Here is a 25745-nt window from a genome sequence, read left to right on the forward strand (position 1 = left end):
CCTTCCACCTCCGGCGTGGGGTGCCCAATACCTTCGTTGTCCGTCACCTGTGGTGAGAGGTCCTTTGACGCATGAGTGAGCAGACTCCTCCGACCGTCGACCGCGTCGAGCCGGTCGACCTGAACGCCGAGATGCAGCGCAGCTACATCGAGTACGCCATGAGCGTGATCGTGAGCCGAGCGCTGCCGGACGTGCGGGACGGGCTCAAGCCGGTGCACCGTCGCATCGTCTACGGCATGTATGACGGGGGCTACCGCCCCGACCGGGGCTACAACAAGTGCTCTCGCGTCGTCGGGGACGTCATGGGCCACTACCACCCGCACGGCGACTCCGCGATCTACGACGCCATCGTGCGTCTGGTGCAGCCGTGGTCGCTGCGCTATCCGCTGATCGACGGGCAGGGCAACTTCGGGTCGCCGGGCAACGACGGCGCCGCCGCGCCCCGCTACACCGAGTGCCGCATGATGCCGCTCGCCATGGAGATGGTGCGCGACATCCACGAGGAGACCGTCGACTTCAAGGACAACTACGACGGCAAGACCCGCGAGCCGGAGGTGCTGCCGGCGCGGTTCCCCAACCTGCTGGTCAACGGCTCGTCCGGCATCGCCGTCGGCATGGCCACGCAGATCCCGCCGCACAACCTGCGCGAGGTCGCGAGCGCGGTCGACTGGCTGCTGGAGCACCCCGAGGCCTCTCGTGAGGACCTGCTCGAGGCGTGCCTGCAGCGGATCAAGGGCCCGGACTTCCCGACGGGAGCGCTGATCCTGGGTCGTCGCGGCATCGAGGACGCCTACCGCACGGGTCGCGGCTCGGTCGTCATGCGCGCCGTCGTCAACGTCGAGGAGATCCAGGGCCGGCAGTGCCTGGTCGTCACCGAGCTCCCCTACCAGGTCAACCCGGACGCGCTGGCGCTCAAGATCGCCGAGCTCGCCAAGGAGGGGCGCCTGCAGGGCATCGCGGACATTCGCGACGAGACCTCGGGCCGCACCGGTCAGCGCCTGGTCATCGTGCTCAAGCGCGACGCGGTCGCCAAGGTCGTGCTCAACAACCTCTACAAGCACACCCAGCTGCAGCAGTCCTTCGGCGCCAACATGCTGGCTCTGGTCGACGGCGTGCCGCGCACCCTGCCGGTCTCGGCGTTCATCCGCTACTGGGTGGAGCACCAGGTCGAGGTCATCGTGCGACGCACGAAGTACCGCCTGCGCAAGGCCGAGGAGCGCATCCACATCCTGCGTGGTCTGCTCAAGGCGCTGGACGCGCTGGACGAGGTCATCGCCCTCATCCGCGCCTCGCGCACGGTCGAGGTGGCCCGCGACGGCCTGATGGAGCTGCTCGACATCGACGAGATCCAGGCGATGGCGATCCTCGACATGCAGCTGCGCCGCCTGGCCGCCCTCGAGCGGCAGAAGATCATCGACGAGCACGACGAGCTCCAGGCCAAGATCGACGACTACAACGACATCCTGGCCAAGCCCGAGCGGCAGCGGCAGATCATCAAGGACGAGCTCGGCGAGCTGGTCGACAAGTACGGCGACGCCCGCCGCACGGAGGTCGTCCCCTACGACGGCGACATGTCGATGGAGGACCTGATCCCCGAGGAGGACGTGGTCGTCACGATCACGCGTGGGGGCTATGCCAAGCGCACCGTGACCCGCGAGTACCGCTCACAGCACCGTGGGGGCAAGGGCGTGCGCGGGGCCTCGCTGCGGGGCGACGACATCGTGGAGCACTTCTTCACGACGACGACGCACCACTGGCTGCTGTTCTTCACCAACCTGGGCCGGGTCTACCGCGCCAAGGCCTACGAGCTGCCGGAGGGGTCGCGCGAGTCCAAGGGGCAGCACGTCGCCAACCTCATGGCCTTCCAGCCCGGGGAGCGGATCGCGCAGGTGCTGGCGATCCAGGACTACATCAACGTCCCCTATCTCGTCCTCGCCACCCGCAACGGTCTGGTCAAGAAGTCGCGTCTGGACGACTACGACTCCAACCGGTCGGGCGGCCTCATCGCGATCAACCTGCGCGACGGCGACGAGCTCGTCGGTGCCTCGCTGGCGTCGGCGGCGGACGACCTACTGCTCGTGTCGGTCAAGGGCCAGTCGGTGCGCTTCACGGCGACCGACGACACCTTGCGCCCGATGGGTCGCTCGACCTCGGGCGTGACTGGCATGAAGTTCCGGGACGGCGACTCGTTGCTCGCCATGAACGTCATCCAGGACGGCACCGACCCGGACGTGTTCGTCGTCTTCGAGAACGGCCTGGCCAAGCGCACGCTGTCCTCGGAGTACCCCGTGAAGGGCCGCGCCACGCTGGGCGTGCTCGTGGCCAAGGCCTCCGACCGCGGCGGCGACCTCGTCGGCGCGCTGGTCGTGTCGCCGGAGGACGAGGTCATGCTCGTCATGGAGAAGGGCCGGATCGTGCGCTCCCGCGTCGACGAGGTCCGCTACACCGGGCGCAACACGCAGGGCGTGACCTTCGCCAACCCCGGCAAGAACGACGCCATCGTGGCCGTGGCCCGCAACGTCGAGCGCGCCGCGGAGGAGGAGCTCGAGGACGCGGACGAGTCCGCCCCCGGGGGTGGTGACGACGCCGGTATGCCGGGCGCCGGCGCCTCGGACGGCACCGACACGGGCGCCGGCGACGGCGGTGCGAGCACGACGCAGCCGACCGCAGGCACTAGCGTGGCCGGGGAGAGCGACGAGCCGGGCGAGTCCGACGACGCGCCTGGAGCCGATGACCGGCAGGAGGACGACCAGTGAGCAGCCCGAGCAGCTCGGCATCCGACCGCACCCAGTCGATCGACGCCGTCGGCGACACGGCGGTGCGCGAGCCCGTCCGCACCTCGGGCGGCTCGGCTTCGTCGGCGGTCTCTGCCCCGGCGGCGGGCTCCGGCACGGGCAGCGGCCGCCAGGCCAAGCTCCGCGTCCAGCGGGTCGACCCCTTGTCGGTGCTCAAGCTGGCGTTCCTGCTGTCGGTGGCCGCGGGCATCGCGGGCGTCGTGCTGATCGCCGTGCTGTGGATGATCCTCAACGGGATGGGCGTCTTCTCGTCGATCAACGAGATGGTGCTCGGTCTCCTGCCGCAGGGCAAGGAGTTCGACCTCATGGACTACGTCGGCTTCAGCCGCGTGCTGTCCTTGTCGATCGTCATCTCGTTCATCAACATCCTCCTGCTGACGGCGCTCGCCACGCTGGCGGCGTTCCTCTACAACATCTGCGCCGGCCTGGTCGGCGGCGTGCGGCAGACCCTCACCGACGACTGACGGATCGGTGCAGGTCCGGTCTCACCTGTGACACCGGACCTGCACCGATCTCGTCCCGCCGCCCGTTTTGGCCGCTGACCCGGGCATGCGGTAGCGTTACTCCTCGCGTCGAGCACCCCGTGACGGGGCCCTCGAGGCGGGTGCGGGCCTATAGCTCAGACGGTTAGAGCGCTTCCCTGATAAGGAAGAGGTCACAGGTTCAAGTCCTGTTAGGCCCACCACGTGAGGAGCCACCAGTCCCCGAGACGGTGGCTCCTTTCGTCGTCCGAGCATGATCGCCAGGCACCGCCGCCGCCGGCCCGCCCCGCCTCTCCGCCGCCCCGGATCGTCACGGTGGCTAGGCTGGAGCCCCCGACCCAGGAGGTAGTCATGCGCAAGATCATCGCCGGTCTGCTCGCCGTCGGCGCCGCCGTCGCCCTCACCGAGCGCGAGCGTCGCCGTCGGGCTGAGGACGAGCTGTGGGCCGAGGCCACCAAGCCGGTATAGTCGGCTGAGCGCCTCGCGGCGCATCCGGGGCCTTGGCGCAATTGGTAGCGCACCTGCTTTGCAAGCAGGGGGTTAGGGGTTCGAGTCCCCTAGGCTCCACCACGGTGTCCTTACTCAAATCGGCGTCTTCGTAAACGCCGCCAGGCAGGTCAAGCCAGAGGTTCTGTAGTTCGGCCAGGCCGCCCTTCGGGGCGGCTTTCAGCGATTCTGGGCCACTGGGGCGCGTTGTTGCGGCTTGGGTCGTAGTGCTTGCCGCCTCGCGCGTTACTCCCGCTGTGAGGGCCTCCCAGCCGCGTTCGGCGGCGAGGAGTTCCTGTAGCGGAGAGCGAATCTCGTCTCAACGACTTAGCCCGGATGTTTCATCGGGTAGCGGCCACGGCGTAGCGGGCGCCGTTGCCGTCGTTGGAGCCTGATTGTGGCAGGTGGGTGTGACAAGGGCCGGGGCCTCGCCCCGGTGGGCGTCGTCTTCTACCCCGAGCAAGCCCACCAACAACACCACCCCGACCGACTGGCGCACCACCGCGACAATCAAGACCGCCCTCGCCGGCGGCTACTGCCTACGCGCCCCCGCCCAAGGCGCCTGCCAATACGCGAACATCTGCGAACACTGCCCCAGCTTCCACACCACCCCCGCCTACCTACCCGTCCTGACCGCGCAACGCGACGACGCCCAAGCCCTCGCCCACGACGCCCGCCACCGCGGCTGGGACCACGAGACCGAACGACACCTACACCTCATCACCCGCATCAACAACTGGGGTTGACCCCGTTCGAGGGACTGTCCGGCTAACGGTGTAAGTGGCGTTTGCATGGTCAGCGGTCCTCCGCCGCGGGCGGGAGTGTCAGAACAACGGTGGGTGGGGGTTCGGCCTGACGCGCTGAGCGGTGCTCGGCGGGAGAGCAGGCAGCATGACGAACACGATTGGGGTCGTGGACCTCAACGATGACGACAGGCAGGCGCTGGCGCAGCGTCTGGTGGACCAGGCCCGCGCTGAAGGAGTCGACCTGGTCGGCCCCGACGGTGTGCTGACGGGCCTGACCAAGCAGGTGCTGGAGACCGCTCTGGAGGAAGAGCTGACCGAGCACCTCGGCTACGAGCACTCGGATCGGCACGCGAAGCCGGCGCCGGTCGACGGGGGCGGGAACGAGCGGAATGACCTGTACCCGGTTCCCCGGACGGTTTCGGTGTGGTGATCATGCCGCTGCTGGGGCGGTGGTGTGAAGGTGTTCGTAGTCGACGGGGCTGTGGTAGCCGAGGGCGGAGTGGCGGCGGTAGGGGTTGTACCAGGCCTCGATCCATTCGAAGATCGCGGCGGCGAGTTCGTCGCGGGTGGCCCAGGTTCGCCGGTCGAGCAGTTCGATCTGCATCGATCCGAAAAAGGACTCCATGAGGGCGTTGTCGTAACAGGTCGCGACCTTGCCCATCGACCCGAGCAGGCCTGCTTCCCGGAGCCGGTTGCCGAACAGCCAGGACGTGTACTGGGCTCCGCGGTCCGAATGCACTACTGTCCCAACGGGTTTGCGGTGCATGCGGGCCATCTCCAGGGCGTCGACGACGAGCTCGGTGCGCAGGTGGTCCGCGATGGACCAGCCCACCACCCGGCGGGAGTACACGTCGAGGACCACGGCGCAGTACACCCAGCCCTGCCCGCTGCGATGCTGCGTGATATCGGTGACCCACAGCCGGTTCGGACGGTCGGCGCGGAACTCACGCCGCACGTGATCGGGCCAGGACGCCTCGTCACGGATGCCGCCGGCTCGCCAGCGGCGGCGGTGCACGCCCTGCAGCCCGTGACAGGCCATGAGCCGGGCCACGCGCCGGCGAGACACGGTCGGGACCGGCACGGTGTGCTCGCCGAGGCGTAGATCGGCGTGCACGCGCCGGACCCCGTAGGTGCCCCGGGAGCGGGTGTGCACGTCGATGATCGTGTCCAACAGGTACGCGTCGTCGAGGTCCCGGCCGCTCGGCGGCCGCGGCGTCGACCAGTCGTAGAAGGTCGACACCGGCACCCCCAGGGCCCGGCACGCGGCGCGGACACTGACCCTCGCGGTCGACCCGTCCGGCAGCTCGACCTGCTGCCCGGCCAGCGCGGCCACGGCCGGGCACCTCATTTTGGGAGCACGTTCTCCGCAGCGAAGTAGGCGCTGGCGCGTTTGAGGATCTCGATCTCGAGGGCCTGACGGCGGTTCTCCCGGCGTAACCGGACCAACTCCGCGTGCTCGTCCCGGGTCACCCCAGGACGGACCCCCTCATCCACGTCCGCGACGGCCATCCACCGCCGCAAACAGGACTCGCTGATCTGCAAATCCTTCGCGATCGCAGCGATCGGCTTGGCCCGCTCACGAGCCAACGCCACAGCCCGCTGACGGAACTCAGTCGACTTCGGTGCCGGCATCAAGGACTCCTCTCCGAGACGATCATCGCCTCAGGCCAGGTGTCCGGGACTGTCCGGCTAACGGTGTAAGTGGCGTTTGCATGGTCAGCGGTCCTCCGCCGCGGGCATGCGGTCGGCGAAGGTGATGGCGAACGCGTTCAGTGCTGGCTTCCACCTAGTGACCCATCTTCTCTGTCCGGTGCCCTTGGGGTCCAGTGATCGGGTGACCAGGTAGAGCGTCTTCATCGCGGACTGCTCGTTCGGGAAGTGCCCACGGGCTCGGACCGCGCGCCGGTAGCGGGCGTTGAGCGACTCGATCGCGTTGGTCGAGCACAGGACCTTGCGGATCTCCTCGTCGTAGTCCAGGAACGGGATGAACTCCTCCCACGCGTTGTCCCACAACTTCTTGATCGCCGGGTAGGGCGTGCCCCACTTCTCGGCGAACTCCTCGTACCGTGCCCGGGCCGCCTCGGGGCTGGGGGCGGTGTAGATCGGCTTCATGTCGCGGGCGATCTGGTCCCAGTACTTCCTGCTGGCGTACCGGAAGGTGTTGCGGATCAGGTGGATGATGCAGGTCTGCACGATGGCCTGGGGGAAGGCCGCGTTCACGCTGTCCGGCAGACCCTTGAGGCCGTCGCAGACGATGAAGAAGACGTCCTTGACGCCGCGGTTGCGCAGCTCGGTCAGCACCGCGAGCCAGTACTTGGCCGACTCCCCGTCACCGTCACCGGCCCACATGCCCAGGATGTCCTTGTGCCCGTCCAGGTCGACCCCGATCGCGGCGTAGAACGGGCGGTTGCGGACCTGACCGTCGCGGACCTTGACCATGATCGCGTCGATGAAGATCGCGGCGTAGACCTTCTCCAGGGTCTGGCCCACCAGGACTGCATCTCCTCGATCACCCGGTCGGTGATCCGCGAGATCACGTCCTTGGACACCGACGCGCCGTACACCTCGGCCAGGTGCGCGGAGATCTCACCGGTGGTCAGACCCTTGGCGTACAGGGACAGGACTAGGTCGTCCAGGTCGGACAGGCGCCGCTGCCGCTTCTTGACCAGCTGGGGTTCGAACGTGCCGTCCCGGTCCCGGGGCACGGTGATCTGCACCGGTCCGCAGTTGTCGGTCAGGACCGTCTTGGTCCGGGTGCCGTTGCGGGAGTTGCCCCGGTTACGGCCCTCGACGGCGTGCTTGTCATAGCCCAGGTGCTCGGACAGCTCCTCATCCAGCGCGGTCTCGATGACCGTCTTCGTCAACGCCTTCAGCAGCCCGTCCGGGCCGGTCAGCGCCACGCCGGCGTCCTTGGCCTGGAGCACCATCTGTTTGATCACGGCCAGCTCGGCCGGCGTCAGCTCCCGCTCCGGACCCGCGTCCGGGATCGGCCCGAACGCCTCCCCGGGCGGTGGACCGCCCGGATCGCCCGGGTCCTGGCTCTTCTTCGGTGAAGGTGGACTCACAGCCACCAGTGTCTCGGTCATGACGACCCTCCTGCCCCAACCGGGGCGCTAGGGCCACTTACACCGTTAACGCGATAGACCCAGGTGTCCGGGGAACCGGGTACAGGTCAGAACGGGTAAGAGTCCCGTGGAGTGGTGGGGTTTGGGGAGTGGGTGTGGCTCCCTGACGTAGAGGGGTCATCGGCGAGATGCTCGGTGTGTACCGCCAAGTACTCACCAGAGGAGATCTCACCGATGACCCTTCCCCAGTCTGCCGTGTCCGACCTGCTGGACGCACTTCGCGCCGGCGAGGGCGTGGACCTGGTGCGCGAGTCCGTGCGCATGGTCCTGCAAGAGCTGATCGAGACCGAGGCCGCGCAGGTGATCGGCGCCGCCCGGTACGAGCGCGCACCGGGGCGGACCACCGAGCGCAACGGCAGCCGCCCGAAGCTGCTGACGACCAAAGGCGGCGACGTCACCGTGGCGGTCCCCAAGCTGCGCCAGGGCAGCTTCTTCCCCTCCGTCCTGGAGCCACGGCGCCGGATCGACCAAGCGCTGTACGCGGTCGTGATGCAGGCCTACGTCCACGGCATGTCCACCCGCTCCGTCGACGACCTGGTGGTCGCCCTGGGCGGTACCGGCATCTCCAAGTCCGAGGTGTCTCGGATCTGTGCCGGCCTGGACGAGGCCATCGGCGCGTTCCGCACCCGCCGCCTGGATCACGCCCGGTTTCCCTACGTCTATCTGGACGCGACCTATCTGCACGTGCGCACCGAGGCCGCCATGGTGGTCTCCAAAGCCGTCGTGGTCGCCACCGGCGTCACCGAGCACGGCCGCCGGGAGATCCTGGGCCTGGACGTCGGTGACAGCGAGGACGAGGTCTTCTGGCGAGCCTTCCTCATCGGCCTGAAGAAGCGGGGCCTGGGCGGTGTGCAGCTGGTCATCTCCGACCAGCACGCCGGCCTCGTCGCGGCCCTGACCAGGGTGTTCCAGGGCTCGTCCCACCAACGGTGCCGGGTCCACTTCATCCGCAACGTCCTGGCCCACGTGCCCAAGGCCGAGACCGAGATGGTCGCCGCGGTCTTCCGGACCATCTTCGCCCAGCCCGACCTGGCCTCCATGGCCAAGCAGTGGGACACGGTCCGCGACGACCTCGCCAGCAGGTACCCCAAGACCGGCCCGCTGATGGACGGCGCCAAGGCGGAAGTGCTCGCCTTCGCGGCGTTCCCGCGCGAGCACTGGCGCAAGATCTGGTCCACCAACCCCCTTGAGCGGCTGAACAAGGAGATCAAGCGACGCTCCCGCGTCGTAGGCATCTTCCCGAACGAAGCCGCCGTCATCCGCCTCATCGGAACCGTCCTGGCCGACACCCACGACGAATGGCAGGTCGATGACCGCCGCTACCTCTCCGAAGGCTCCATGGCCAAGCTCTACCCAACCCGCGATACTGAGACCGTCGCCCTCGAAAACAGCAACCGGTAGGCAACGAGCATCACCTCAAAGCCCACGACTCAACAAGGCTCTATCGGCACGGCGATCTCGTCGACGATCACGGCGCCCTGGGCCTTGAGCTGCCGCCGCAGCAGGTGACCGACGCCGTCCTCGCCTGGGCCCGCTCGGCGGTCTGGGCCACCGGTCCCCCATCCACCCAAGGCTCCACCGTCGAAGCCTCATCCCCCTCCCAGCCGGCCTAACCACCCTCAAGACACCCATCCCCTGCCCCGACGACACCGCGCTCGCGGCCATCAGCTGGCTCTACGGCGACCGCGCATGCACCGTCACCACCCAAACCTGGCACACCACTAGCCCTGCGCATCTACGCGCTGGTCTCGGCTGGTATCCCATACCCGGCACATGTTCGACATGACCACCCACTGGCCGCCGACCACGCCAGCCACCTAGGCTCCCCCAAGGCACACCTGCACGGCGCTCGCGGTGACCAAGGACCCCCAGTCCCCGGCCCGGTCGGCACCGCGCACGGTCTCTGGAACAGCCGGCGGCGGGGCGGGACGCAGGTGCGCGACAGTGCCCGTTCAGCCGTCTCGGTGGTGGACTGGCACCGCACGCGCCCACCGCTGGGCCCCGCCCTGCACGACGGGAACGACTCATCGTGCTACGACCAAGACCTGGCGTGGCGGGTCCGAGGGCACTGGCGCTGGGCCTGGACCGGGCCCGGCCGAGCAGAACGACGACGCGTATGGATCCCCGAGCACGTCAGGGGCCACGGTCACACCGAGTCGACGCGCGCTCGTCCTGGTCCACTGATGCGGAAGGGATCACGCGCACGTCGACTACTCCGTCCTGGAGCTCCCGCCCGATCAAGCCTTCGCGTCGGGATGGAGGCGGACCCTCACGGCCCGGCTCTTGGTATCTGCGGTGATGGGCCTCGGACGCTCAGGTGCTGCTCTGGGACCTCGTCGTACCGAATCGATACGGATTTTGCCTGACAACCCAACCCCCGTACACTACTTTCATCTATGACAGTTAAGTCGTCTGTGACACTAATGGAGTGAGCCCGATGCAGACTCTCGAGACCGCGACAATCCCCACCGAGCAGCTCGACGCGCTCGAAGACTTCGCGCGCTCCAGCGCAGCCCCCGAACTGCGCGACCTGCTGCTGAGCCTGAGCCGCTGCGTGCGCGACGGCGACGAGCTCATCGCCATCGACGGTGATGCGACGCTCACCCCTAACCAGGTCGCAGAACGCCTCGGGATGAGCCGCACCCACCTATACAAGCTCCTCGACCGCGGAGAGATCCTCTTCCACCGCGTCGGCCGCGACCGACGCATCCGCATGCGCGACCTCGCCGACTTCGAGCTGCGTCACCAGCGCGACCGCCGCGAGCTCGCCGAACGTTTCGCCCACCAGCGCGCCACCACCACCGCCGCTGACGCGGAGATCGCCGACATGCTCTGAAATGATGCAGGCTCGCCTCCCCTGACCGATCGATTCGGCAGGATGGCATCATGCATCACCGCCGTGCTCGACCCACGCTGCGCGTCCTGCGCGAGGACCTGACCTCCGGCTGGACATCGCCACAGCCCCAACGAGCACTCGCCGATGGACGCCTACCCGACCTGCACCCCCTCAGCGAGCTGCCGCACCCCATCATCGCCAAGGCCAAAGACGCCTTCGGAGCCGACCCGGCCGACGACAACTATGTCGGCCCCATCGCCTGCTCCCGACAGCTGCACCTGCGGGAGATCAAGCAGTCCCAGTGGCGCGGCGGCGTCTGGGAAGATCCCGACACGCACGTCTGCTGGCTCGTCGTGGGCGGGCTCGCCAAAGGCGACCACCAAGACCGAGACGACTTCTACCAACGCCTCGAACGCGAAGACCAGACCGGCGACCCCACCCGCTGGCTGCCCACCGACGACGACCTGCGCCTGCTCAAGCAGGAGACCGCCGCCCGGCTACGCACCACGTGGGAGCTCGACACCCAACACGCCGTCCTGGACGCACTCCGCGCCATCCACGCCGGCGGCACCACACGACTCCACTTTCATCACCCCATCCCTGGCCAAGGCCACTTCGCCCACGCCGACATCACCGTCCAACCCGTACGCGAGACCGACTACCAGGCCGACGAGATCCTCGTCGAGATCACCCCCCAGCCTCGCTACGCCGCCAGCAACCTCCTCTGGCAACTCACCCTCCGCATCCTGATCAGCCTCGAACCCCCCGAACAACGATGGGACCGTTACGGCAACACCTATGCCAACATCGCCGAACCCGGAGCCTGGCACCACCGAGCCAAGGCCCTCAGCCACCTCGACCACACCGGCCAGCTCGAAGCCTCCCAACCCGGCACCACGAGCCACTACAGCCACCGCAAACACCTCGCCGGCAGCACCATCAACGGACACGCCGTAAGGGCACTCTGCGGCACATACTTCGTCCCCCACCAAGACCACCAAACCCTCCCCACCTGCCCTACCTGCCAACAACGCCTCAACGAGCTCTAGGAACACCCAAACAACAGGCCCCAACCGACGAGGCCCCCGCCTCCGGGTCTGCCCCGGGGCCCTCCACAACGCCGCCTGCTGGCCCAACGCGCCCACCTGCCGGCGTCATGTCTTCATGTGGCTCGCCCGCGAGCAAATGCGAAGATCGCCGCATGGACGGTATGAGTGAGCCGAACGCTTGGCTCCTCATGACTGTAGGCGATAACCGCCAGCACGGCGGCAACAGTGGGTACGACGATCAGGTAGACGTGTATTACACGTGGGACAGCACGGTGCCCAACCACGCGAACATCAAGGAGGGCGACAGGATCGCGCTCTGGGACAAGGAGCGCCTACTGGGCCTGTCGGTCGTCGAGGAGATCGCGACTGAGACCAAGGAGAAGCTCCTCTACAAGTGCCCGAGCTGCGCAATGGCGTCCATCAAGGCTTGCAAGGAGAAGTCTCCGCTCTACAAATGCTACAAGTGCGGCGCCGAGTTCGACGTGCCCCGCAGCCAGACGGTCTCTGTCACGGAGTACCGCTCCCGTCACGACGCGGCCTGGACGGCACTCGACAATCTCCTCCCAGGTGGTGACCTGCGCACGCTGTGTGAGTCGCCTCGAAGCCAACTCAGCATGAGGCCGCTCCGCTGGGACGACTTCCGGACCGCCGTCGCAGCCAAGGGTGCCGACCGCGCCGTCGAGCGCGTCGACCATCGCAGGGCGGACTTCTTCTTCCCGCGAGGCCATCGCCTCGAGATCGTCCGCGTGCGACGCGGTCAACGGCAGTTCAGAGAACACCTACTCGCCAGTCAGGGCGAGAGCTGCGCCTTCACATGTGAGGTTCCCGCTCGCGCGTTGGAGGCCGGCCATCTCTACAGCTATGCGCAGCTCGGTGTTCACCATGAACATGGAGGCTTGCTCCTCCGACGGGATGTCCACCGTCTTTTCGATGACGGTTGGTTGGCCGTAGACCCGACGACCCTCCGCGTGGACGTTGCAGATCCGTTGGAGGGGTATCCGCAGTACGCCCGCCTCCACGATCAACGCCTACGTGCAGACCTGCATGACAGCCAGGTCGAATGGCTTGGTCACCACTGGGCTGAGCATCGGGCGAGTTGAGCGATGCCTAGGCTCCACCCACCGACGAAGCCCTCACCGTCACGGGTGAGGGCTTCGCGCTGCCCGGGGCCGACCGTCAGGCCTGGCGGCGGCCGGGGTCAGGCGTCGAGGCGCTTCTTGAGGCCCATCAGCAGCAGCACCAGCGACACGGTCAGCAGGATGTGCCCCAGACCGGAGATGCCCGAGATGGCCGGGCTGGAGGCCGCGGTGCTGCCCAGCACCTGCAGCGTCCCCTTGATCGTCAGCATGGCCACCGTGACGACCAGCCCGGCGTGGTAGGCCACGAGGAAGGGCTTCCACTGCGCCGTGCGGCTCAGCGCAAAGGTGCGCTCCAGGACCAGCAGGATCAGGCCGAGCAGGGTCCCGAGCGCCAGCAGGTGGGTGTGGACGACGGACAGCTGCGTGGCGCCGAGGTAGTCGTGGGCCTTCGTCAGCTCGCGGTAGTACACACCCCCGAGGAGCCCCAGCGCCGTGTAGGCGACCACGCCCCAGTAGATCGGCGTCAGGGTGGCCCGGGTCGGTGCATCGGTGCGGGAGGCGGTGGCATTCGTCATACGGCCCATCCTCCCCGATGATCCCTGACGGCCCCCTCCATCGGAAGGTTGACCGGACCGGTCACCCGCCGAGGACCCCGTATGACGGGACGGCGGCCCCTCCACCAGGAGGGGCCGCCGTCACGGTGCTCGGTGAGGAGCGGGATCAGATGTCGCGCTTGTCGTCGTCGTGACGACCCGCACCGGGGTCGGCGGTCTCGTCGACGACCTGGCCGGCGCCGTCGTCCGTGCGGTCGAACTCCGTGGCGTTGGAGGGCGTCGTCGCGGCGAAGTCCTCCTGGTCCTTGGCGTCCAGGATGACCGGCTCGGTGGAGACGGCGCTGAGCGGGTCGCCGGCCTCGTGGTCGGAGACGATCGCGTCGTCAGAGGTCGTGGCGGTGGTCGCCGACGCGTAACCCGAGGCGGCGCTGGCGCTCGTGCCGATCGTCGAGGAGGCCGGGGTGTAGGGGTCAGCGAGCGGCGTCGCCCACGGGTCGTCCTGCGGGGCGGTCTTCTTGTAGACGACGGCGGCCACGGCGGCAGCCGTGGCGAGCAGGCCGAGGGTCACGAGGAGCTTGCCCTGCTTGCGCTCGCGCGCCTTCAGCTCCTTCTTGAGCTGGCGCTTCGACAGGTGGGTCTTGGGGTAGGAGTCGTCCTTGGCCTTGTCGGCGACCTTCTTGGTGGCGAGCAGGCCGAGCGCGGTCTTGCCGGCGTCCTGCGCCTTGTCGCTGGTGGCGGCCTTGGCGGCCGTGCCGGCGGCGAGCAGACCCGGCAGCGCCTCCATCAGGTCCTCGATCAGGCCGTTGCCCTTGTCGGTGGCCTTGCTCGTCTTGGCCTCGACGACGTCGCTGCCGTGGGAGACGGAGTCCTTGACCTTGTCGGCGGCGGCGAGCGCACCCGAGGCGACCGCACCGGCCGCCAGCTTGGGAGCGGTCATGACGCTGTCCTTGACCTGGGCGGCCTTGTCGCCGGCCGAGCTCGTGAAGGCGTGCGCCTTGGCGGCCGCGTCCTCCTGGGCCAGCTCCAGCCGGCTCTTCTTCTCGATCTTGTACTTGTTGCGGAACATGGGTCCTCCTGGAGATCGATTCGCGGGGCGTCCAGCGCCCATCTTGCCCGTGTGGGACAACGCGTGCACGTTTCCGTCGGTTCCACCCCTACCCGGCCCAGGGGGGTCGTATGCCGGGAGTCCGTCGTGCCGACACGACACCACCGTCATACGGGGTCGCCGTGCGAGGATGAGACTCATGAACTGGACGCTGCACACCAACCACGGCGACATCTCGATGACCCTCTTCCCCGAGGCTGCCCCCACGACCGTGGGCAAGATCACGGGCCTGGCCAAGGACGGCTATTACGACGGCCTGACCTTCCACCGCATCATCCCGGGCTTCATGATCCAGGGCGGCTGCCCCCAGGGCACCGGCACCGGCCAGCCCGACCAGCCCGGCTTCCCGTTCGACGACGAGATCTCGCCCGACAAGGACTTCACCAAGCCCTACATGCTCGCGATGGCCAACGCCGGCAAGCGGATGGGCCGCGGCACCAACGGCTCGCAGTTCTTCATCACGGTCGGTGCCACGACCTGGCTGCAGGGCAAGCACACGATCTTCGGCGAGGTGGCGGACCAGGCGTCGCGCGACGTCGTCGACAAGATCGCCGCCGTGCGCACCGGCGCCATGGACAAGCCGGTCGAGCCGGTCGTGATCGAGAGCGTCACGGTCACCGACTGAGCTCACGCCCTCGGCGGAACCTCCACGCCCGACGGCCCGTTCCCCTCGTCGGCAGCCCCGCTGCCGACGGGACGGACCGTCGCGCCGTCTCCGGCGAGGTCCACGCCTAGGCTCGGACCCGACACCCGCGCTCCGAACTCGACGAGGACGTGCCGATGAGCTCCTCCTACCCGCCGGTCGACCCGCCGCTCCCGCCGACTCCCTCTGGGGCCTCGGCGGGCGGCTCGGCTCAGCCGCCGACGTGCCCGCGCCACCCAGACGTCGTCGCGTACGTCCGGTGCAGCCGCTGCGGACGACCCGCCTGCCCCCCGTGCCAGCGCCAGGCGTCCGTCGGGATCCACTGCGTCGACTGCGTCCGCGAGTCGGCGCGCACCGCGCCCCGCGCGCGGAACCCCCTCGGCGGCTCGGCCTCGGCCCTGTCCGTCGGCGGCGGGGCCCCCGCGACCACGGCACTGGTAGCCCTGTGCGTCGTCGTCTACTTCCTGCAGCTGATCGTCCCGGGCCTTGAGCGTGCCCTGTGGTTCGCGCCGTATGCCGGGCGCGACGAGCCGTGGCGGTTCGTGACGGCGGCGTTCCTGCACGGCGGGGTCACGCACATCCTGTTCAACATGCTCGCGCTGTGGACCGTCGGCCAGCCGCTCGAGCGGGCGATGGGGCTCGCGCGGTTCCTCGCGTTGTTCCTGGTCAGCGCCATCGGTGGGTCGGTGGGCTATCTGCTGATCGCACAGGCGACCGCGTCCCCCGGCCAGGTGCTGACCCAGTGGCAGATGAGCTGGTTCCAGCCGACGGTGGGGGCCTCGGGCGCGGTGTTCGGGTTGTTCGCGGCCGAGCTGGTGCTCGCGCGGCGGCAGGGCCGTGACCTGCGGGCGATGCTGATCTTTCTCGGCATCAACCTGGTCATCGGCTTCACGGTCCCCAACATCGCGTGGCAGGCGCACCTCGGCGGGTTCGTGACCGGGGCGGCGCTCGCGTCGGTGATGTGGGCGACCCGGACGCGCGAACGCCAGCGTTGGCAGTGGCCGGGCGTGGCCGCCGTGCTGGCGGTGCTCGTGGTCCTCGCCGTCCTGAAGTACGCCCTGTCACCCCAGATGACGGGCTTCGTCGTCGGCGGCGCCTGACCGCCGTCCCCTCCCCCCGTCGGCCCCCCGCGTTCTCGCCCCTCTCAACACAGGGGGGCGGGCCAGCGGGGCTGGCCAGCGGGGTGGCGGGCCGGCAGGGGCGCGCTGGTGGGTCCACCGGGGTCACAGAGGTGACCGGCTGTCCCCACGTCCTCCCCAGGGTTGTCCACCGGGTTGTCCACACTTTCTGTGGATAACCCGTCTCGATGTCGTCTTACACGGATGTAATTACCCACACGATGGGGATAAGCCTGTGGATAAACCCGTGGTCATCCACCGGCGTGCGAGAGGGCGGGGTCAGCGCCAGCGGGTTGTCATCATGAAGCCGACCAGCATCAGGCCGAAGCCGATCCCGAGGTTCCAGTAGTGGATGTCGGGGATGGGGTACTGCCCCGCGGTGAGGTAGAAGGCGACCACCCACAGCAGCCCGATCAGCATCAGCGTCACCATCACCGGCGCCCACCAGCGGGGGCTGGGCGCCTTGATCCCCGAGCCCTTCTCGGCGGGCGGGGTGTAGGTCGCCTTGCTGCGGCGCTTGGACTCGGGCACGGCTCACTCCTCGGTGCGGGGCCCACCGGATACGGTAGGTCTCAGGGTCTGACGCACAGCCTAGCCAGGTGAGGAGGGGCCATGGGTGACACCGGTGCCCGCCGCGCGCGCCTCGGACGACTCCTCTTCGGAGGGCGACCGAGCCTGTGGGGCCTGCTCGTCCCCGTCGTCCTCGTGCTGGCCGGGCTGCTCTTTGCGACCAGCGCCGTCACCGCCGGCGGCCGCTCGCTGCGACCGTCCGACACACGTGACCTCGCCGGGGTCATCGACGCCCAGGACGCCGCGCTGGAGGCCAAGCAGCGGACGGTCCGCGACCTGTCGGGTCAGGTCGCGAGCCTCAGCGCACGCAACGCACCGGCCGACTCCCGCCTGCGCGCGATGACACAGCGGGCCGCGGCGCTCGACCGGGCCGCCGGGATGCAGGGGGTCACGGGGCCCGCGCTGACGGTGACCATGACGGACTCGACGAGGTCGGTGGACAGCTTCGGCGGCGAGTTCACCGCCGACGACCTGGTCATCCACCAGCAGGACGTGCAGGCGGTCGTCAACGCGATGTGGCGCGGCGGCGCCGAGGCGATGATGATCCAGGACCAGCGCGTGATCTCGACGAGCGCGGTCCGCTGCGTCGGCAACACCCTGATCCTGCAGGGCCGCGTCTACTCCCCGCCCTTCGTCATCAAGGCGATCGGCGACGTGGACGGCATGCGCCAGACGCTGGACCAGGACCCCACGGTCCAGATCATCCAGCAGTACGTCGCTGCCGTCGGCCTCGGCTACGACGTCGCGACGCAGCCGTCGGCGACCTTCCCGGCCTATGACGGGTCCGCCAACCTGCGGCATGCGACAGTAGTCGGGTGAAGGCTGTTCGGGCGATAACGGGGACTTTGGGTGAGCTGCTAATCACCCTTGGTGTGCTGACCTTGCTCTTCGTGGGCTGGCAGCTGTGGTGGACCGACGTCGCCGCCAACGCCGTGCAGTCTGACGCCGTCACCACGCTCAGCGAGGAGTTCCAGCGTCCCGGCCAGGTCGAGCCGGAGATCGCCCGGCTCAAGGACGTCCCCCTGGGCAAGGCCTTCGCGATCGTGCGGATCCCGGCGCTGGGCCGCGACTACGCCGTGCCGGTCGTCGAGGGGACCACCCGGGACGTGCTTCGCACGGGCATCGGCCACTACGAGGGCACCGCAATGCCCGGCCAGGTGGGCAACTTCGCGATCGCCGGCCATCGCATGACCTATGGCGGGCCCTTCCGCGACATCGAGAAGGTCCTGCCCGGCGACCGGGTCATCGTCGAGACCGCGCAGACCTACTACGTCTACCGGGTCGGCCAGCACACCCTCGTGCCCCCCTCCCACGTCGCGGCCATCGCGCCCACGCCCGAGCGTCCCGGCGTGCGTCCCGACAAGCCCTTCATCACCCTCACCGCCTGCCATCCCAAGTACGCCGCCCAGCAGCGCTGGATCGTGCACGGCGAGCTGGAGCGCGCCATACCGCGCAGCACGGGCCTGCCGGCCGGCTATCTGGACCTGACGGGAGACCGTTGATGTATGCCGCGCTCTGGCGCGCCCTCCCTGGCCCCAGCTGGGTGCGGGCGGTCCTGTGCCTGCTGCTGGCGGCGCTCGTGGTGTGGCTCTGCTTCGAGGTCGTCTTTCCGTGGCTCGCGGACCTCATGCCGTTCAACGACCAGACGGTCGAGCCCGCCGGCTGAGGTCGCGGCTAGGGTGAGGGGCCGATCCCACCGACCCGTGCCCCGAGGCAGACCCATGACCCGCATCCTCGTCGTCGACAACTACGACTCCTTCGTCTTCACCATCGTGGGCTACCTCCAGCAGCTCGGTGCGGAGTGCGAGGTCGTGCGCAACGACGCCGTGACGGCGACGGACGGGGCGGACTTCGACGGCGTCCTGATCTCCCCCGGCCCGGGCACCCCCGAGGAGGCCGGGGTCTCGATGGCGATGATCGAGGCGTGCGCCGAGCGCGAGCAGCCGATGCTGGGCGTGTGCCTCGGGCACCAGGCGCTCGGCGTCGTGACCGGTGGCACCGTCTCGCGGGCCCCCGAGCTGCTGCACGGCAAGACGTCCGAGGTGCTGCACGACGGGCGAGGGGTGCTGGCGGGTCTGCCCAGCCCGTTCACGGCGACGCGCTACCACTCGCTCACGATCGAGCCGGAGACGATCGGGGCGGATCTCGAGGTCACCGGCCGCACCGAGACCGGGATCGTGATGGCCGTGCAGCACCGCACGCTGCCGCTGCACGGGGTGCAGTTCCACCCTGAGAGCGTGCTCACCGTGGGCGGCCACCGCCTGCTCGCTAACTGGCTCGAGGTGTGCGGCCTGGACGGTGCGGTGGCCGCGAGCGAGGGTCTGAGCCCGCTGATCCACCGCTGAGCGTTCGCCGGCTGCCGCGCCTCCCCAGGCGCCCGGCGCCCGGCGATCAGGGCGTCGGCGGGGTGGACGGGTTCGGCGGCGGCGAGGTCGGCGAGGATGGTGCGGTCGACGTGGGCGACGGTGGGGTCGTGGTGGTCGGGCGCGGCCGCGGTGTCGTGGTCGGCGTGGGTGCGGGGGCCGTGGAGGTCACCGTCACCGTCGGGATCGCTGCCGGCACGGCCACCGTGAGGGTGATCTTGGTGCCGGGGGGCTGCGAACCTTCGCGGATGTCCTGGTCGAGCACGAGGTCGCGGGTGTCGCGGCTGGGCTCGTCCTTGCGGGCGACGCGGAAGCCGGCGTCCGTGAGCGTCTTGGACGCCGACGTGTAGTCCTGCCCCACCACGTTGGGGACCCCCACCTTGCCGGTCGACACGAACAGTGCGACCTTGGTCCCGACGGGCACGGTCTGTCCGCTTGCCGGGTCGGTGCGCACGACCTGCCCCGCGGGGATGGTCTTGTCGTCGATCTCCGTGACCGCCCCCGCCTCGAGGTTGTAGTTGACGAGGCGTTGCTTCGCGGACCCCACGGTGTACTTGGTGACGTCGGGCACCGCGGTGTCGCTCGGGCCGGTCGAGACCTGCACGGCGACGGGGTAGGCGGGATCCTGCTGGGCGCCGGGCTGGGGGTTCTGGCCGACGACGATGCCCTTGGGCTTGTTGCTCTCCTTGGGCTGGAAGGACCCCTTGAGCTGGCTGGACTCGAGCAGCGACCGCGCGGTGCCCTCGGTCTGGTCCATCAGGTTGGGGACCGTCTTGTACTGGATCGGGTCGGGCCGCGTCATCCAGTAGACGCCGAACCCCGCCACGCCGATCAGCAGCAGCAGCGCCACGATCCACGCGAGCCAGTTGCGCTCGCGCTCCTCGCCGATCGACGGGTAGCTGGACGTGTGGTGGCCGTCGCGGGGAGGTCCGGCGGCGACGTCGTCGCGCAGCACCGGCTCGGGGCGCTGGCCGGGATCGGGCCGTATGCCGCCCGCCGCCGCAGCACCGGCCGCCGCACCGCCGGCGGACCCGCCTGCTGCGCCGCCCGCCAGGGCGCCTCCGGCCAGGGCGCCCGCCGCGGCGCCCGCAGCACCACCGGCCAGCGCGCCGCCGGCGCCAGCAGCTCCGGCACCAACAGCTCCGGCACCGCCAGCCGTCGCGGACGTCGCCCCGCCCGGGGGGCCCGCCAGCACGTCGGCCCGGTCGATGCTCTCGGTGGGGGCGAACAGGGCGGCGGCCGTCGCCTGCGCCGCCGGGCTGAGCGGGCGTCCCGCGCGCGCCGCCTCGAGGTCGTCACGGAACTCGTCGGCGGTCTGGTAGCGGCGGTCCCGGTCCTTGACCAGCGCGTGCATGATCACCGTGTCGAGCGCGCGGGGGATGCTGTGCTCGTGGCTGGACGGCATCGAGGGATCCTCGCCGACGTGCTGGTAGGCGATGGCGAGCGGTGAGTCGCCGACGAACGGCGGCCGCCCCGTCACCAGCTCGAAGAGCAGGCACCCGGCCGAGTAGAGGTCGGAGCGGCCGTCGACGTCCTGGCCGCGGGCCTGCTCGGGCGAGAGGTATTGCGCGGTGCCGATGACGGCCTGGGTCTGGGTCATGGTGGCGGTCGACTCCCCGCCCCCGCGGGCGATCCCGAAGTCCATCACCTTGACGTCGCCGTCGTCGGTCAGCATGACGTTGCCGGGCTTGACGTCCCGGTGCACGATGCCGCGCTGGTGGGAGTAGCCGAGGGCGGACAGCACCCGCATGACGATGCGCATGGCCTCGTCGGCCGAGAAGGCGCCGCGGTCGTGCATGAGCTGGCTGAGGGTGTGCCCCTGGACCCGCTCCATGACGATGTAGGGGATGACCTCCTGCAGGCCGACGCTGTTGGTGACGATGTCCTCGCCGGAGTCGAACACCGCGACGATGTGCGGGTGGTTGAGGCTGGCGGCGGCCTGCGCCTCGCGGCGGAAGCGTCCCTGGAAGGTCCGGTCGCCGAGCCGGCCGGCGTGGAGCATCTTGATGGCGACCCGGCGGCCGAGGCGGACGTCGTGCGCCTCGTGGACGGTGGCCATGCCGCCGCGGCCGATCTCCTCGCCGAGCTCGTAGCGGCCGCCGATCAGCCTGCTCACTTGCGGATCACCGCCTCCATGACCTCCTTGGCGATGGGGGCAGCGACCTTGTTGCCACCCGTCTCGCGCCCGGCGGACCCACCATCCTCGACCACCACGGCGACCGCCACCTGGGGCTGGTCGGCCGACGCGGTGAGCGGGGCGATGGCGGTGAACCAGGCGTGCGGCGCCTTGTCGTTGCCCTGCTGCGCCGTGCCGGTCTTGCCGCCGACCTCGACACCGGGGATCCGGGCGTTGGACCCGGTCCCGTCCTCGACGACGCCGCGCATCATCTGGGCGACCTGGTCGGCGACCTCGGAGGTGACGGCCTTGGACAGCTGCTCCGGCTTGGTCTCGTCGAGGACGCTGAGGTTGTCGCCGCGCACCGAGGCGATCAGGTGCGGGCGCATGACGACGCCCTTGTTGGCGATGGCGGCACTCACCATGGCGACCTGCAGCGGGGTGACGCGGACGTCGTACTGCCCGATCGCGGCCTGCGCGGACTGGGCCTTGTCCATCCCCGTCGGCACCTTGCTCGGTGTCACCCGCATCGGCACCCGCAGCTCGTCGCCGAAGCCGAACTTGGCGGCCTGGTCGGCCAGGGCGTCGCCCCCGAGCTGGATCCCGATGCCGCCGAAGGCTGAGTTGCACGACGTCTCCAGCGCCTTCTGGAGGGTGATCTGGTCAGAGCCCGTGCACGAGCCGTTCTGCCAGTTGGTGAGGGGGACGGACGACAGCGGCAGCTTGAGCTGTGCCGGGGCGGGGATGCGGGAGGTGACGTCATACCGCCCGGAGGACAGGGCCGCGGCCGTGGTCACGAGCTTGAAGACCGAGCCGGGCGGGTAGAGGTCGCCCCCGATGGACCGGTTGACCAGGGGCTTGGAGCGGTCGGCGTTGAGGGACTTCCAGGCGTCGGTGACGGCGGAGAAGCGGTGGCTGGACAGCGCCGCCGGGTCGTAGGTCGGGTGGCTGACCATGGCGAGGATCGCGCCGGTGCGCGGGTCGAGGGCGACCACGGCCCCGCGCTGGTCGCCGAGCGCCTTCTCGGCCGCCTGCTGCACCTCGGGGCGGATGGTGAGCTCGACGGAGGCGCCCGCGGGCTGCCGTCCGCTGACCAGGTCGCTGATCCGGCGGTAGAAGAGCTTGTCGGATCTGCCGGAGAGCAGCTCGTCCTCGGCGCCCTCGATGCCGCCCCCGGCACCGTAGGTGAACGAGTAGTAGCCCGTCACGTGGCTGTAGAGACGTCCGGAGGGATAGGTGCGCTCCCACCTGAGCTCGTCGTCGGTGGCCACGGATCTGGCGATCGGGGTGCCGCCGAGGAGGATCTGGCCGCGCTCGCGGTCGTAGGACGCCAGGACGCTGCGGCGATTGTCGCTGCGGTCGCCGAGGGCCTTGGCCTGGAAGAACATGATCGACGTCGACGAGATCAGCAGGCTGCAGAACAGGATGGCGGCCACGACGGCGAGGCGGCGGATGGGCGGGTTCATCGGGTCCGCACCACCTGGGTCGCCTCGTCGGAGCCGAGCGGCTGGTCGGGGTCGTCACCGTCGTCGATGGGTCGTCGGGCCTGGTCGCTGATGCGCAGGAGCAGCGCGATGATGCTCCAGTTGGCGATCAGGCTGGAGCCACCGGCCGACAGGAACGGCGTCGTCAGGCCGGTCAAGGGGATGACGCGGGTGAGGCCCCCGACGATGACGAAGACCTGCAGGGCCATCCCGAACGCCAGGCCGGCCGCGAGCAGCTTGCCGAAGCCGTCCCGGACACCGATCGCGGTGCGCAGGCCGCGCTCGACGAGGATGGCGTAGAGCGCGAGGATCGCGAACAACCCGAACAGCCCGAGCTCCTCCGCGAGGCTCGCGACGATGTAGTCGGACTTGGCGAACGGCGTGATCTCGGGGTGGCCCTGGCCGAGACCGGTGCCGAGGAGCCCGCCGGACGCCATACCCATGATGCCCATCCCCACCTGCGACAGCCCCTTGTAGAAGGGGTCCATCCACAGGTCGACGCGCGTCTGCACGTGGCTGAACAGCAGCCACGCGACGTAGGCGCCGCCGCAGAACATCGTCAGGCCGAGCGCGATCCAGGACACGCGCTCGGTCGCGACGTAGAGCATGGCGACGAACAGGCCGAAGAACAGCAGGGAGGACCCGAGGTCCTTCTCGAAGACGAGGATGCACAGGCTCAACGCCCACGCCACGAGGATCGGCCCGAGGTCGCGGGCGCGCGGCAGCGGGAAGCCGAGCACCCGCCGGCCGATGAGCGAGAGCACGTCCCGCGTCTGGACGAGGTAGCCGGCGAAGAAGATCGCGAGGACGATCTTGGCGATCTCGCCGGGCTGCAGGCCGAACGGCCCGATGCGGATCCAGATGCGGGAGCCGTACTGCGCGTCGCCGATCACGGGCAGCAGCGGCAGGAGCAGCAGGATCACGCCCGCGGCCATGAAGGTGTAGGTGTAGCGCCGCAGCCGGCGATGGTCGCGCAGCCACAGCAGCAGCGCGATCGCCGCCACCACCGACACGGCGCTCCACAGCAGCTGGCGCGGTGCGAGGACGCCCTCCTGGGTGCCCTCGAGGTCGATGCGGTGGATCATCACCAGCCCGAGCCCGTTGAGCAGCAGCGCGATCGGCAGGAGCAGCGGGTCGGCATAGCTCGCCCGCCAGCGCAGCGCGAGGTGGAAGGCGACGCCGATCACGAGCAGGCCGGCACCGTTGGTCACCATGTCGGTGGGCAGGCGGCCCTGGGTCTGCAGGCCGACGTTGGCATAGGCGAGCATCACGAGCGCGACGGCGAGCAGGGTGAGCAGCAGCTCGACGTTGCGACCGGTCCGAGGGCGGTATGACGAGACGGTGGTCACGGGGTCACCGCCGTGCTGGAGGCGCTGGTCGCCGCACGGGGCGACGTGGCGGCGGACGCGGGAGCGGTCTGGGCCGTCGTCGCCGCGGAGGGCGTGGAGGGGGTGGGCGTGGCGCCGGGCGACGTGGTCGTGGCGACGGGCCCGCCGCAGGGACGGCCCTGGGCCTTGGCCGCGGCGCAGGCCGTTGCCTGGGTCCGCAGGTCGGCGACCACCGCCCGGGCGGCCTCCAGGCTGCCGGCCGTGACGCCGTCGGTCACCCGGGTGCGATAGAAGTCGGGGAGGTCCGCGACCGGGATGTCGGTGCGCTCGGCCGTGCTGGACAGCGAGACCGGGCCGACCGTCTGGTCCAGGCCCCGATAGATGGTGACGCGGTCGTCCTGGGTGCCCACGTAGTACTGCTGCTGGGTCCAGCGCCAGCCGGCGTAGGCGAGGCCGGCGAGCACGACCAGGGTCAGGACGACGGAGGCGACGACCTTGGCGAGGCGCGACCATCGCGACACGCCGCCCTCCTCGGCCAGGGTGACCTGCGGCTCGGCGGTGGCGCCGCTCGCGGAGCGCGTCAGGGCGGCGGCGCGGGCGGCGGGGGTGTCGGGGATGGCGCGGGGCATCTGCCGCGCGGCGGCGGCCCCCACGACCTGCGGGCGCGTGGACGGGCCCTCGCCGTCGGACAGGCGGACGACGTCGGCGACGATCGCGGTGATGTTGTCCTGACCTCCGGAGCGCAGGGCGAGGTCGACGAGCCGGTCGGCGGCGCGGCCCGGGTCGGGCACGGTGGCGAGGATCTCGGCGATGGTGTCGTGCGCGACGAACCCGCTCACCCCGTCCGAGCAGACGAGGTAGCGGTCGCCGTGGCGCAGCTCGCGCCAGGACACGTCGGGCTCGTCGCCCGGCTGCCCGGTCAGCACGCGCGTCACCATCGACCGCTGCGGGTGGTGCTCGGCCTCGTCGGCCGAGATGCGCCCGTCGTCGACCAGCGTCTGGACATAGGTGTGGTCGTGGGTGAGCTGGGTCAGCTCCTCCCCGCGCAGCAGGTAGGCCCGCGAGTCGCCGATGTGCGCCAGCGCCAGCTTGTTGTCGGTGCGCAGCAGCGCCGTGACGGTGGTGCCCATGCCGTGCAGCTCGGGCTGCTCCTGCGCGACGTCGTGCAGCTCGGCGTTGGCGCTCGCGATGGCGTCCTCGAGGTGCTGCAGGGCCCGCGACCCGTGGGTGTCGTCGTCCAGGTGCACCATGGCGCCGATCGCCGTGGAGCTCGCCACGTCACCGCCCGCGTGGCCCCCCATGCCGTCGGCCACGGCGAGCAGGTGGGGGCCGGCATACCCGCTGTCCTGGTTGCTGTCCCGGACCAGGCCGACGTGGGATCGTGCGGCATAGCGCACGGCCATGGGCATGGGCTACTTCCTCAGCTCGAGGACGGTGCGACCGATCCGCAGCTGGCTGCCGACCCCGACCGGCGTGATGTCGGTGAGCCGCTCCTCGCCGAGATAGGTGCCGTTGGTGGAGCGCAGGTCCTCGACCTTCCACCCCTGGTCGTCGCGGTAGACGCGGCAGTGGCGCCCGCTCGCGAAGTCGTCGTCGAGGATCAGCGCGCACTCCGGGTTGCGGCCGACGAGCACGCCGGACTCCTTGAGGTTGATCGTCGTGCCGCGCAGACCACCCTCGGTGACCACGATGCGGGTCGGCTCGTTGGACCGGCGCAGTGGTGCCACCGCCGGACGACGCCCGGCGCGGGGAGAGACGCGCGTGCCGTAGAGGTCGCGTCGCAGCACGCCCGCCAGGCTGAACACGAAGAACCACAGCCCGACCAGCAGGCCCAGCCGGATGATCGTGAGGGTCAGCTCGCTCATG

The 25745-nt window shown here is 69.7% G+C and carries 24 protein-coding genes, 2 tRNA genes and 2 pseudogenes; 17 read left to right on the forward strand and 11 right to left on the reverse strand.

The features are described 5' to 3' along the window. Positions 1–71: 71 nt before the first annotated feature. The 7 genes and pseudogenes from gyrA to ACF3NS_RS03350 all read left to right on the forward strand — a co-directional run. Positions 72–2756 carry a DNA gyrase subunit A gene (gene gyrA / locus ACF3NS_RS03320; protein ID WP_392467794.1) on the forward strand — a complete coding sequence of 895 codons (2685 nt, stop codon included), beginning with the start codon at positions 72–74 and terminating at the stop codon, positions 2754–2756. After that, the gene (locus tag ACF3NS_RS03325) at positions 2753–3259 is read left to right on the forward strand and encodes a DUF3566 domain-containing protein (RefSeq protein ID WP_392467795.1); all 507 of its coding nucleotides are present in this window, start codon (positions 2753–2755) and stop codon (positions 3257–3259) included. The genes gyrA and ACF3NS_RS03325 overlap by 4 nt, the downstream gene beginning before the upstream one ends. A gap of 144 nt (positions 3260–3403) precedes the next feature. Further along, positions 3404–3480 (forward strand) — tRNA-Ile (locus tag ACF3NS_RS03330). Positions 3481–3628: 148 nt separating this feature from the next. Next, positions 3629–3745: a DLW-39 family protein gene (locus tag ACF3NS_RS03335; protein WP_230082589.1), complete on the forward strand. Its 117-nt coding sequence runs from the start codon at positions 3629–3631 to the stop codon at positions 3743–3745. Between the two features lie 26 nt (positions 3746–3771). After that, positions 3772–3847: transfer RNA gene (locus ACF3NS_RS03340), tRNA-Ala, on the forward strand. A 320-nt stretch (positions 3848–4167) separates the two neighbouring features. Beyond that, positions 4168–4509, forward strand: coding sequence for a hypothetical protein (locus ACF3NS_RS03345; protein WP_392467796.1), 342 nt, complete (start codon positions 4168–4170; stop codon positions 4507–4509). A 145-nt stretch (positions 4510–4654) separates the two neighbouring features. Continuing rightward, positions 4655–4900, forward strand: a pseudogene (locus ACF3NS_RS03350) (IS256 family transposase); the annotation flags it as partial. A gap of 39 nt (positions 4901–4939) precedes the next feature. On the opposite strand, the gene ACF3NS_RS03355 reads toward ACF3NS_RS03350, so the two are convergent. The 3 genes and pseudogenes from ACF3NS_RS03355 to ACF3NS_RS03365 all read right to left on the reverse strand — a co-directional run bounded on the left by ACF3NS_RS03355 (position 4940) and on the right by ACF3NS_RS03365 (position 7436). Then, entirely contained in the window at positions 4940–5842 is a 903-nt protein-coding gene (locus ACF3NS_RS03355) for an IS3 family transposase (protein ID WP_392467797.1), read from the reverse strand. Positions 5843–5853: 11 nt separating this feature from the next. After that, positions 5854–6141, reverse strand: coding sequence for a transposase (locus ACF3NS_RS03360; RefSeq protein ID WP_392467798.1), 288 nt, complete (start codon positions 6139–6141; stop codon positions 5854–5856). Positions 6142–6225: 84 nt separating this feature from the next. Beyond that, positions 6226–7436: pseudogene (locus ACF3NS_RS03365) on the reverse strand (IS256 family transposase). Between the two features lie 372 nt (positions 7437–7808). Here ACF3NS_RS03365 and ACF3NS_RS03370 point away from each other — a divergent pair. The 4 genes from ACF3NS_RS03370 (at position 7809) to ACF3NS_RS03385 (ending at position 12619) form a co-directional block, all read left to right on the forward strand. Further along, complete coding sequence (locus ACF3NS_RS03370; RefSeq protein ID WP_392467799.1) at positions 7809–9035, forward strand: IS256 family transposase; 1227 nt, start codon at positions 7809–7811, stop codon at positions 9033–9035. Positions 9036–10071: 1036 nt separating this feature from the next. Further along, complete coding sequence (locus ACF3NS_RS03375) at positions 10072–10470, forward strand: helix-turn-helix domain-containing protein (protein ID WP_392467800.1); 399 nt, start codon at positions 10072–10074, stop codon at positions 10468–10470. Positions 10471–10520: 50 nt separating this feature from the next. Then, positions 10521–11519 (forward strand): DUF3039 domain-containing protein, encoded by a 999-nt coding sequence (locus tag ACF3NS_RS03380; protein ID WP_392467801.1) that lies wholly within the window; start codon positions 10521–10523, stop codon positions 11517–11519. Positions 11520–11680: 161 nt separating this feature from the next. Further along, a complete protein-coding gene (locus ACF3NS_RS03385) occupies positions 11681–12619 on the forward strand; it encodes an HNH endonuclease (RefSeq protein ID WP_392467802.1) in 939 nt (312 codons plus the stop codon). 98 nt (positions 12620–12717) lie between these two features. On the opposite strand, the gene ACF3NS_RS03390 is transcribed toward ACF3NS_RS03385, so the two are convergent. Together ACF3NS_RS03390 and ACF3NS_RS03395 are read right to left on the reverse strand one after the other, a co-directional pair. Beyond that, positions 12718–13173: a DUF2871 family protein gene (locus ACF3NS_RS03390; protein ID WP_392467803.1), complete on the reverse strand. Its 456-nt coding sequence runs from the start codon at positions 13171–13173 to the stop codon at positions 12718–12720. Between the two features lie 145 nt (positions 13174–13318). Beyond that, entirely contained in the window at positions 13319–14218 is a 900-nt protein-coding gene (locus ACF3NS_RS03395; protein WP_392467804.1) for a hypothetical protein, read from the reverse strand. 178 nt (positions 14219–14396) lie between these two features. On the opposite strand from ACF3NS_RS03395, the gene ACF3NS_RS03400 reads away from it, so the two are divergent. Continuing rightward, positions 14397–14882 (forward strand): peptidylprolyl isomerase, encoded by a 486-nt coding sequence (locus tag ACF3NS_RS03400; RefSeq protein ID WP_154592131.1) that lies wholly within the window; start codon positions 14397–14399, stop codon positions 14880–14882. Positions 14883–15037: 155 nt separating this feature from the next. Beyond that, a complete protein-coding gene (locus ACF3NS_RS03405; protein ID WP_392467805.1) occupies positions 15038–16000 on the forward strand; it encodes a rhomboid family intramembrane serine protease in 963 nt (320 codons plus the stop codon). A gap of 297 nt (positions 16001–16297) precedes the next feature. On the opposite strand, the gene ACF3NS_RS03410 is transcribed toward ACF3NS_RS03405, so the two are convergent. Then, a complete protein-coding gene (locus tag ACF3NS_RS03410; protein ID WP_392467806.1) occupies positions 16298–16549 on the reverse strand; it encodes a cell division protein CrgA in 252 nt (83 codons plus the stop codon). Between the two features lie 81 nt (positions 16550–16630). Between ACF3NS_RS03410 and ACF3NS_RS03415 the strand changes: the two genes are divergently transcribed. Genes ACF3NS_RS03415 through ACF3NS_RS03430 form a run of 4 tightly spaced genes read left to right on the forward strand, consistent with a single transcriptional unit; the run spans position 16631 to position 18933 of the window. Further along, on the forward strand, positions 16631–17407 hold the full coding sequence (locus ACF3NS_RS03415; protein WP_392467808.1) for a DUF881 domain-containing protein: 777 nt from the start codon (positions 16631–16633) through the stop codon (positions 17405–17407). 26 nt (positions 17408–17433) lie between these two features. Further along, positions 17434–18090 (forward strand): class E sortase, encoded by a 657-nt coding sequence (locus ACF3NS_RS03420; RefSeq protein ID WP_392467810.1) that lies wholly within the window; start codon positions 17434–17436, stop codon positions 18088–18090. Further along, the gene (locus ACF3NS_RS03425; protein WP_392467811.1) at positions 18090–18254 is read left to right on the forward strand and encodes a hypothetical protein; all 165 of its coding nucleotides are present in this window, start codon (positions 18090–18092) and stop codon (positions 18252–18254) included. The genes ACF3NS_RS03420 and ACF3NS_RS03425 overlap by 1 nt, the downstream gene beginning before the upstream one ends. A gap of 55 nt (positions 18255–18309) precedes the next feature. Continuing rightward, the gene (locus ACF3NS_RS03430; RefSeq protein ID WP_392467812.1) at positions 18310–18933 is read left to right on the forward strand and encodes an aminodeoxychorismate/anthranilate synthase component II; all 624 of its coding nucleotides are present in this window, start codon (positions 18310–18312) and stop codon (positions 18931–18933) included. Between the two features lie 46 nt (positions 18934–18979). On the opposite strand, the gene ACF3NS_RS03435 is transcribed toward ACF3NS_RS03430, so the two are convergent. Genes ACF3NS_RS03435 through ACF3NS_RS03455 form a run of 5 tightly spaced genes read right to left on the reverse strand, consistent with a single transcriptional unit; the run spans position 18980 to position 25744 of the window. Next, positions 18980–21067 (reverse strand): PASTA domain-containing protein, encoded by a 2088-nt coding sequence (locus ACF3NS_RS03435; protein ID WP_392467813.1) that lies wholly within the window; start codon positions 21065–21067, stop codon positions 18980–18982. Next, positions 21064–22533: a peptidoglycan D,D-transpeptidase FtsI family protein gene (locus ACF3NS_RS03440; RefSeq protein WP_392467814.1), complete on the reverse strand. Its 1470-nt coding sequence runs from the start codon at positions 22531–22533 to the stop codon at positions 21064–21066. Before ACF3NS_RS03440 ends, ACF3NS_RS03435 begins: the two co-directional genes overlap by 4 nt. Beyond that, a complete protein-coding gene (locus ACF3NS_RS03445) occupies positions 22530–23900 on the reverse strand; it encodes an FtsW/RodA/SpoVE family cell cycle protein (RefSeq protein WP_311966362.1) in 1371 nt (456 codons plus the stop codon). The genes ACF3NS_RS03440 and ACF3NS_RS03445 overlap by 4 nt, the downstream gene beginning before the upstream one ends. After that, a complete protein-coding gene (locus ACF3NS_RS03450; RefSeq protein WP_392467815.1) occupies positions 23897–25288 on the reverse strand; it encodes a Stp1/IreP family PP2C-type Ser/Thr phosphatase in 1392 nt (463 codons plus the stop codon). Before ACF3NS_RS03450 ends, ACF3NS_RS03445 begins: the two co-directional genes overlap by 4 nt. Positions 25289–25291: 3 nt before the next feature. Beyond that, a complete protein-coding gene (locus ACF3NS_RS03455; protein WP_392467816.1) occupies positions 25292–25744 on the reverse strand; it encodes an FHA domain-containing protein in 453 nt (150 codons plus the stop codon). Position 25745 lies beyond the last annotated feature (1 nt).

Source organism: Arsenicicoccus cauae (assembly GCF_043162025.1).
GTDB lineage: Bacteria > Actinomycetota > Actinomycetes > Actinomycetales > Dermatophilaceae > Arsenicicoccus > Arsenicicoccus cauae.

Coding starts and splice junctions, on each gene's coding strand:
- ACF3NS_RS03455 (WP_392467816.1), bottom strand. CDS start 25,744: ATGAGCGAGCTGACCCTCACGATCATCCGGCTGGGCCTGCTGGTCGGG.
- ACF3NS_RS03430 (WP_392467812.1), top strand. CDS start 18,310: ATGACCCGCATCCTCGTCGTCGACAACTACGACTCCTTCGTCTTCACC.
- ACF3NS_RS03440 (WP_392467814.1), bottom strand. CDS start 22,533: ATGAACCCGCCCATCCGCCGCCTCGCCGTCGTGGCCGCCATCCTGTTC.
- ACF3NS_RS03385 (WP_392467802.1), top strand. CDS start 11,681: ATGAGTGAGCCGAACGCTTGGCTCCTCATGACTGTAGGCGATAACCGC.
- ACF3NS_RS03375 (WP_392467800.1), top strand. CDS start 10,072: ATGCAGACTCTCGAGACCGCGACAATCCCCACCGAGCAGCTCGACGCG.
- ACF3NS_RS03395 (WP_392467804.1), bottom strand. CDS start 14,218: ATGTTCCGCAACAAGTACAAGATCGAGAAGAAGAGCCGGCTGGAGCTG.
- ACF3NS_RS03370 (WP_392467799.1), top strand. CDS start 7,809: ATGACCCTTCCCCAGTCTGCCGTGTCCGACCTGCTGGACGCACTTCGC.
- ACF3NS_RS03405 (WP_392467805.1), top strand. CDS start 15,038: ATGAGCTCCTCCTACCCGCCGGTCGACCCGCCGCTCCCGCCGACTCCC.
- ACF3NS_RS03380 (WP_392467801.1), top strand. CDS start 10,521: ATGCATCACCGCCGTGCTCGACCCACGCTGCGCGTCCTGCGCGAGGAC.
- ACF3NS_RS03425 (WP_392467811.1), top strand. CDS start 18,090: ATGTATGCCGCGCTCTGGCGCGCCCTCCCTGGCCCCAGCTGGGTGCGG.
- ACF3NS_RS03415 (WP_392467808.1), top strand. CDS start 16,631: ATGGGTGACACCGGTGCCCGCCGCGCGCGCCTCGGACGACTCCTCTTC.
- ACF3NS_RS03450 (WP_392467815.1), bottom strand. CDS start 25,288: ATGCCCATGGCCGTGCGCTATGCCGCACGATCCCACGTCGGCCTGGTC.
- ACF3NS_RS03360 (WP_392467798.1), bottom strand. CDS start 6,141: ATGCCGGCACCGAAGTCGACTGAGTTCCGTCAGCGGGCTGTGGCGTTG.
- ACF3NS_RS03390 (WP_392467803.1), bottom strand. CDS start 13,173: ATGACGAATGCCACCGCCTCCCGCACCGATGCACCGACCCGGGCCACC.
- ACF3NS_RS03335 (WP_230082589.1), top strand. CDS start 3,629: ATGCGCAAGATCATCGCCGGTCTGCTCGCCGTCGGCGCCGCCGTCGCC.
- ACF3NS_RS03400 (WP_154592131.1), top strand. CDS start 14,397: ATGAACTGGACGCTGCACACCAACCACGGCGACATCTCGATGACCCTC.
- gyrA (WP_392467794.1), top strand. CDS start 72: ATGAGTGAGCAGACTCCTCCGACCGTCGACCGCGTCGAGCCGGTCGAC.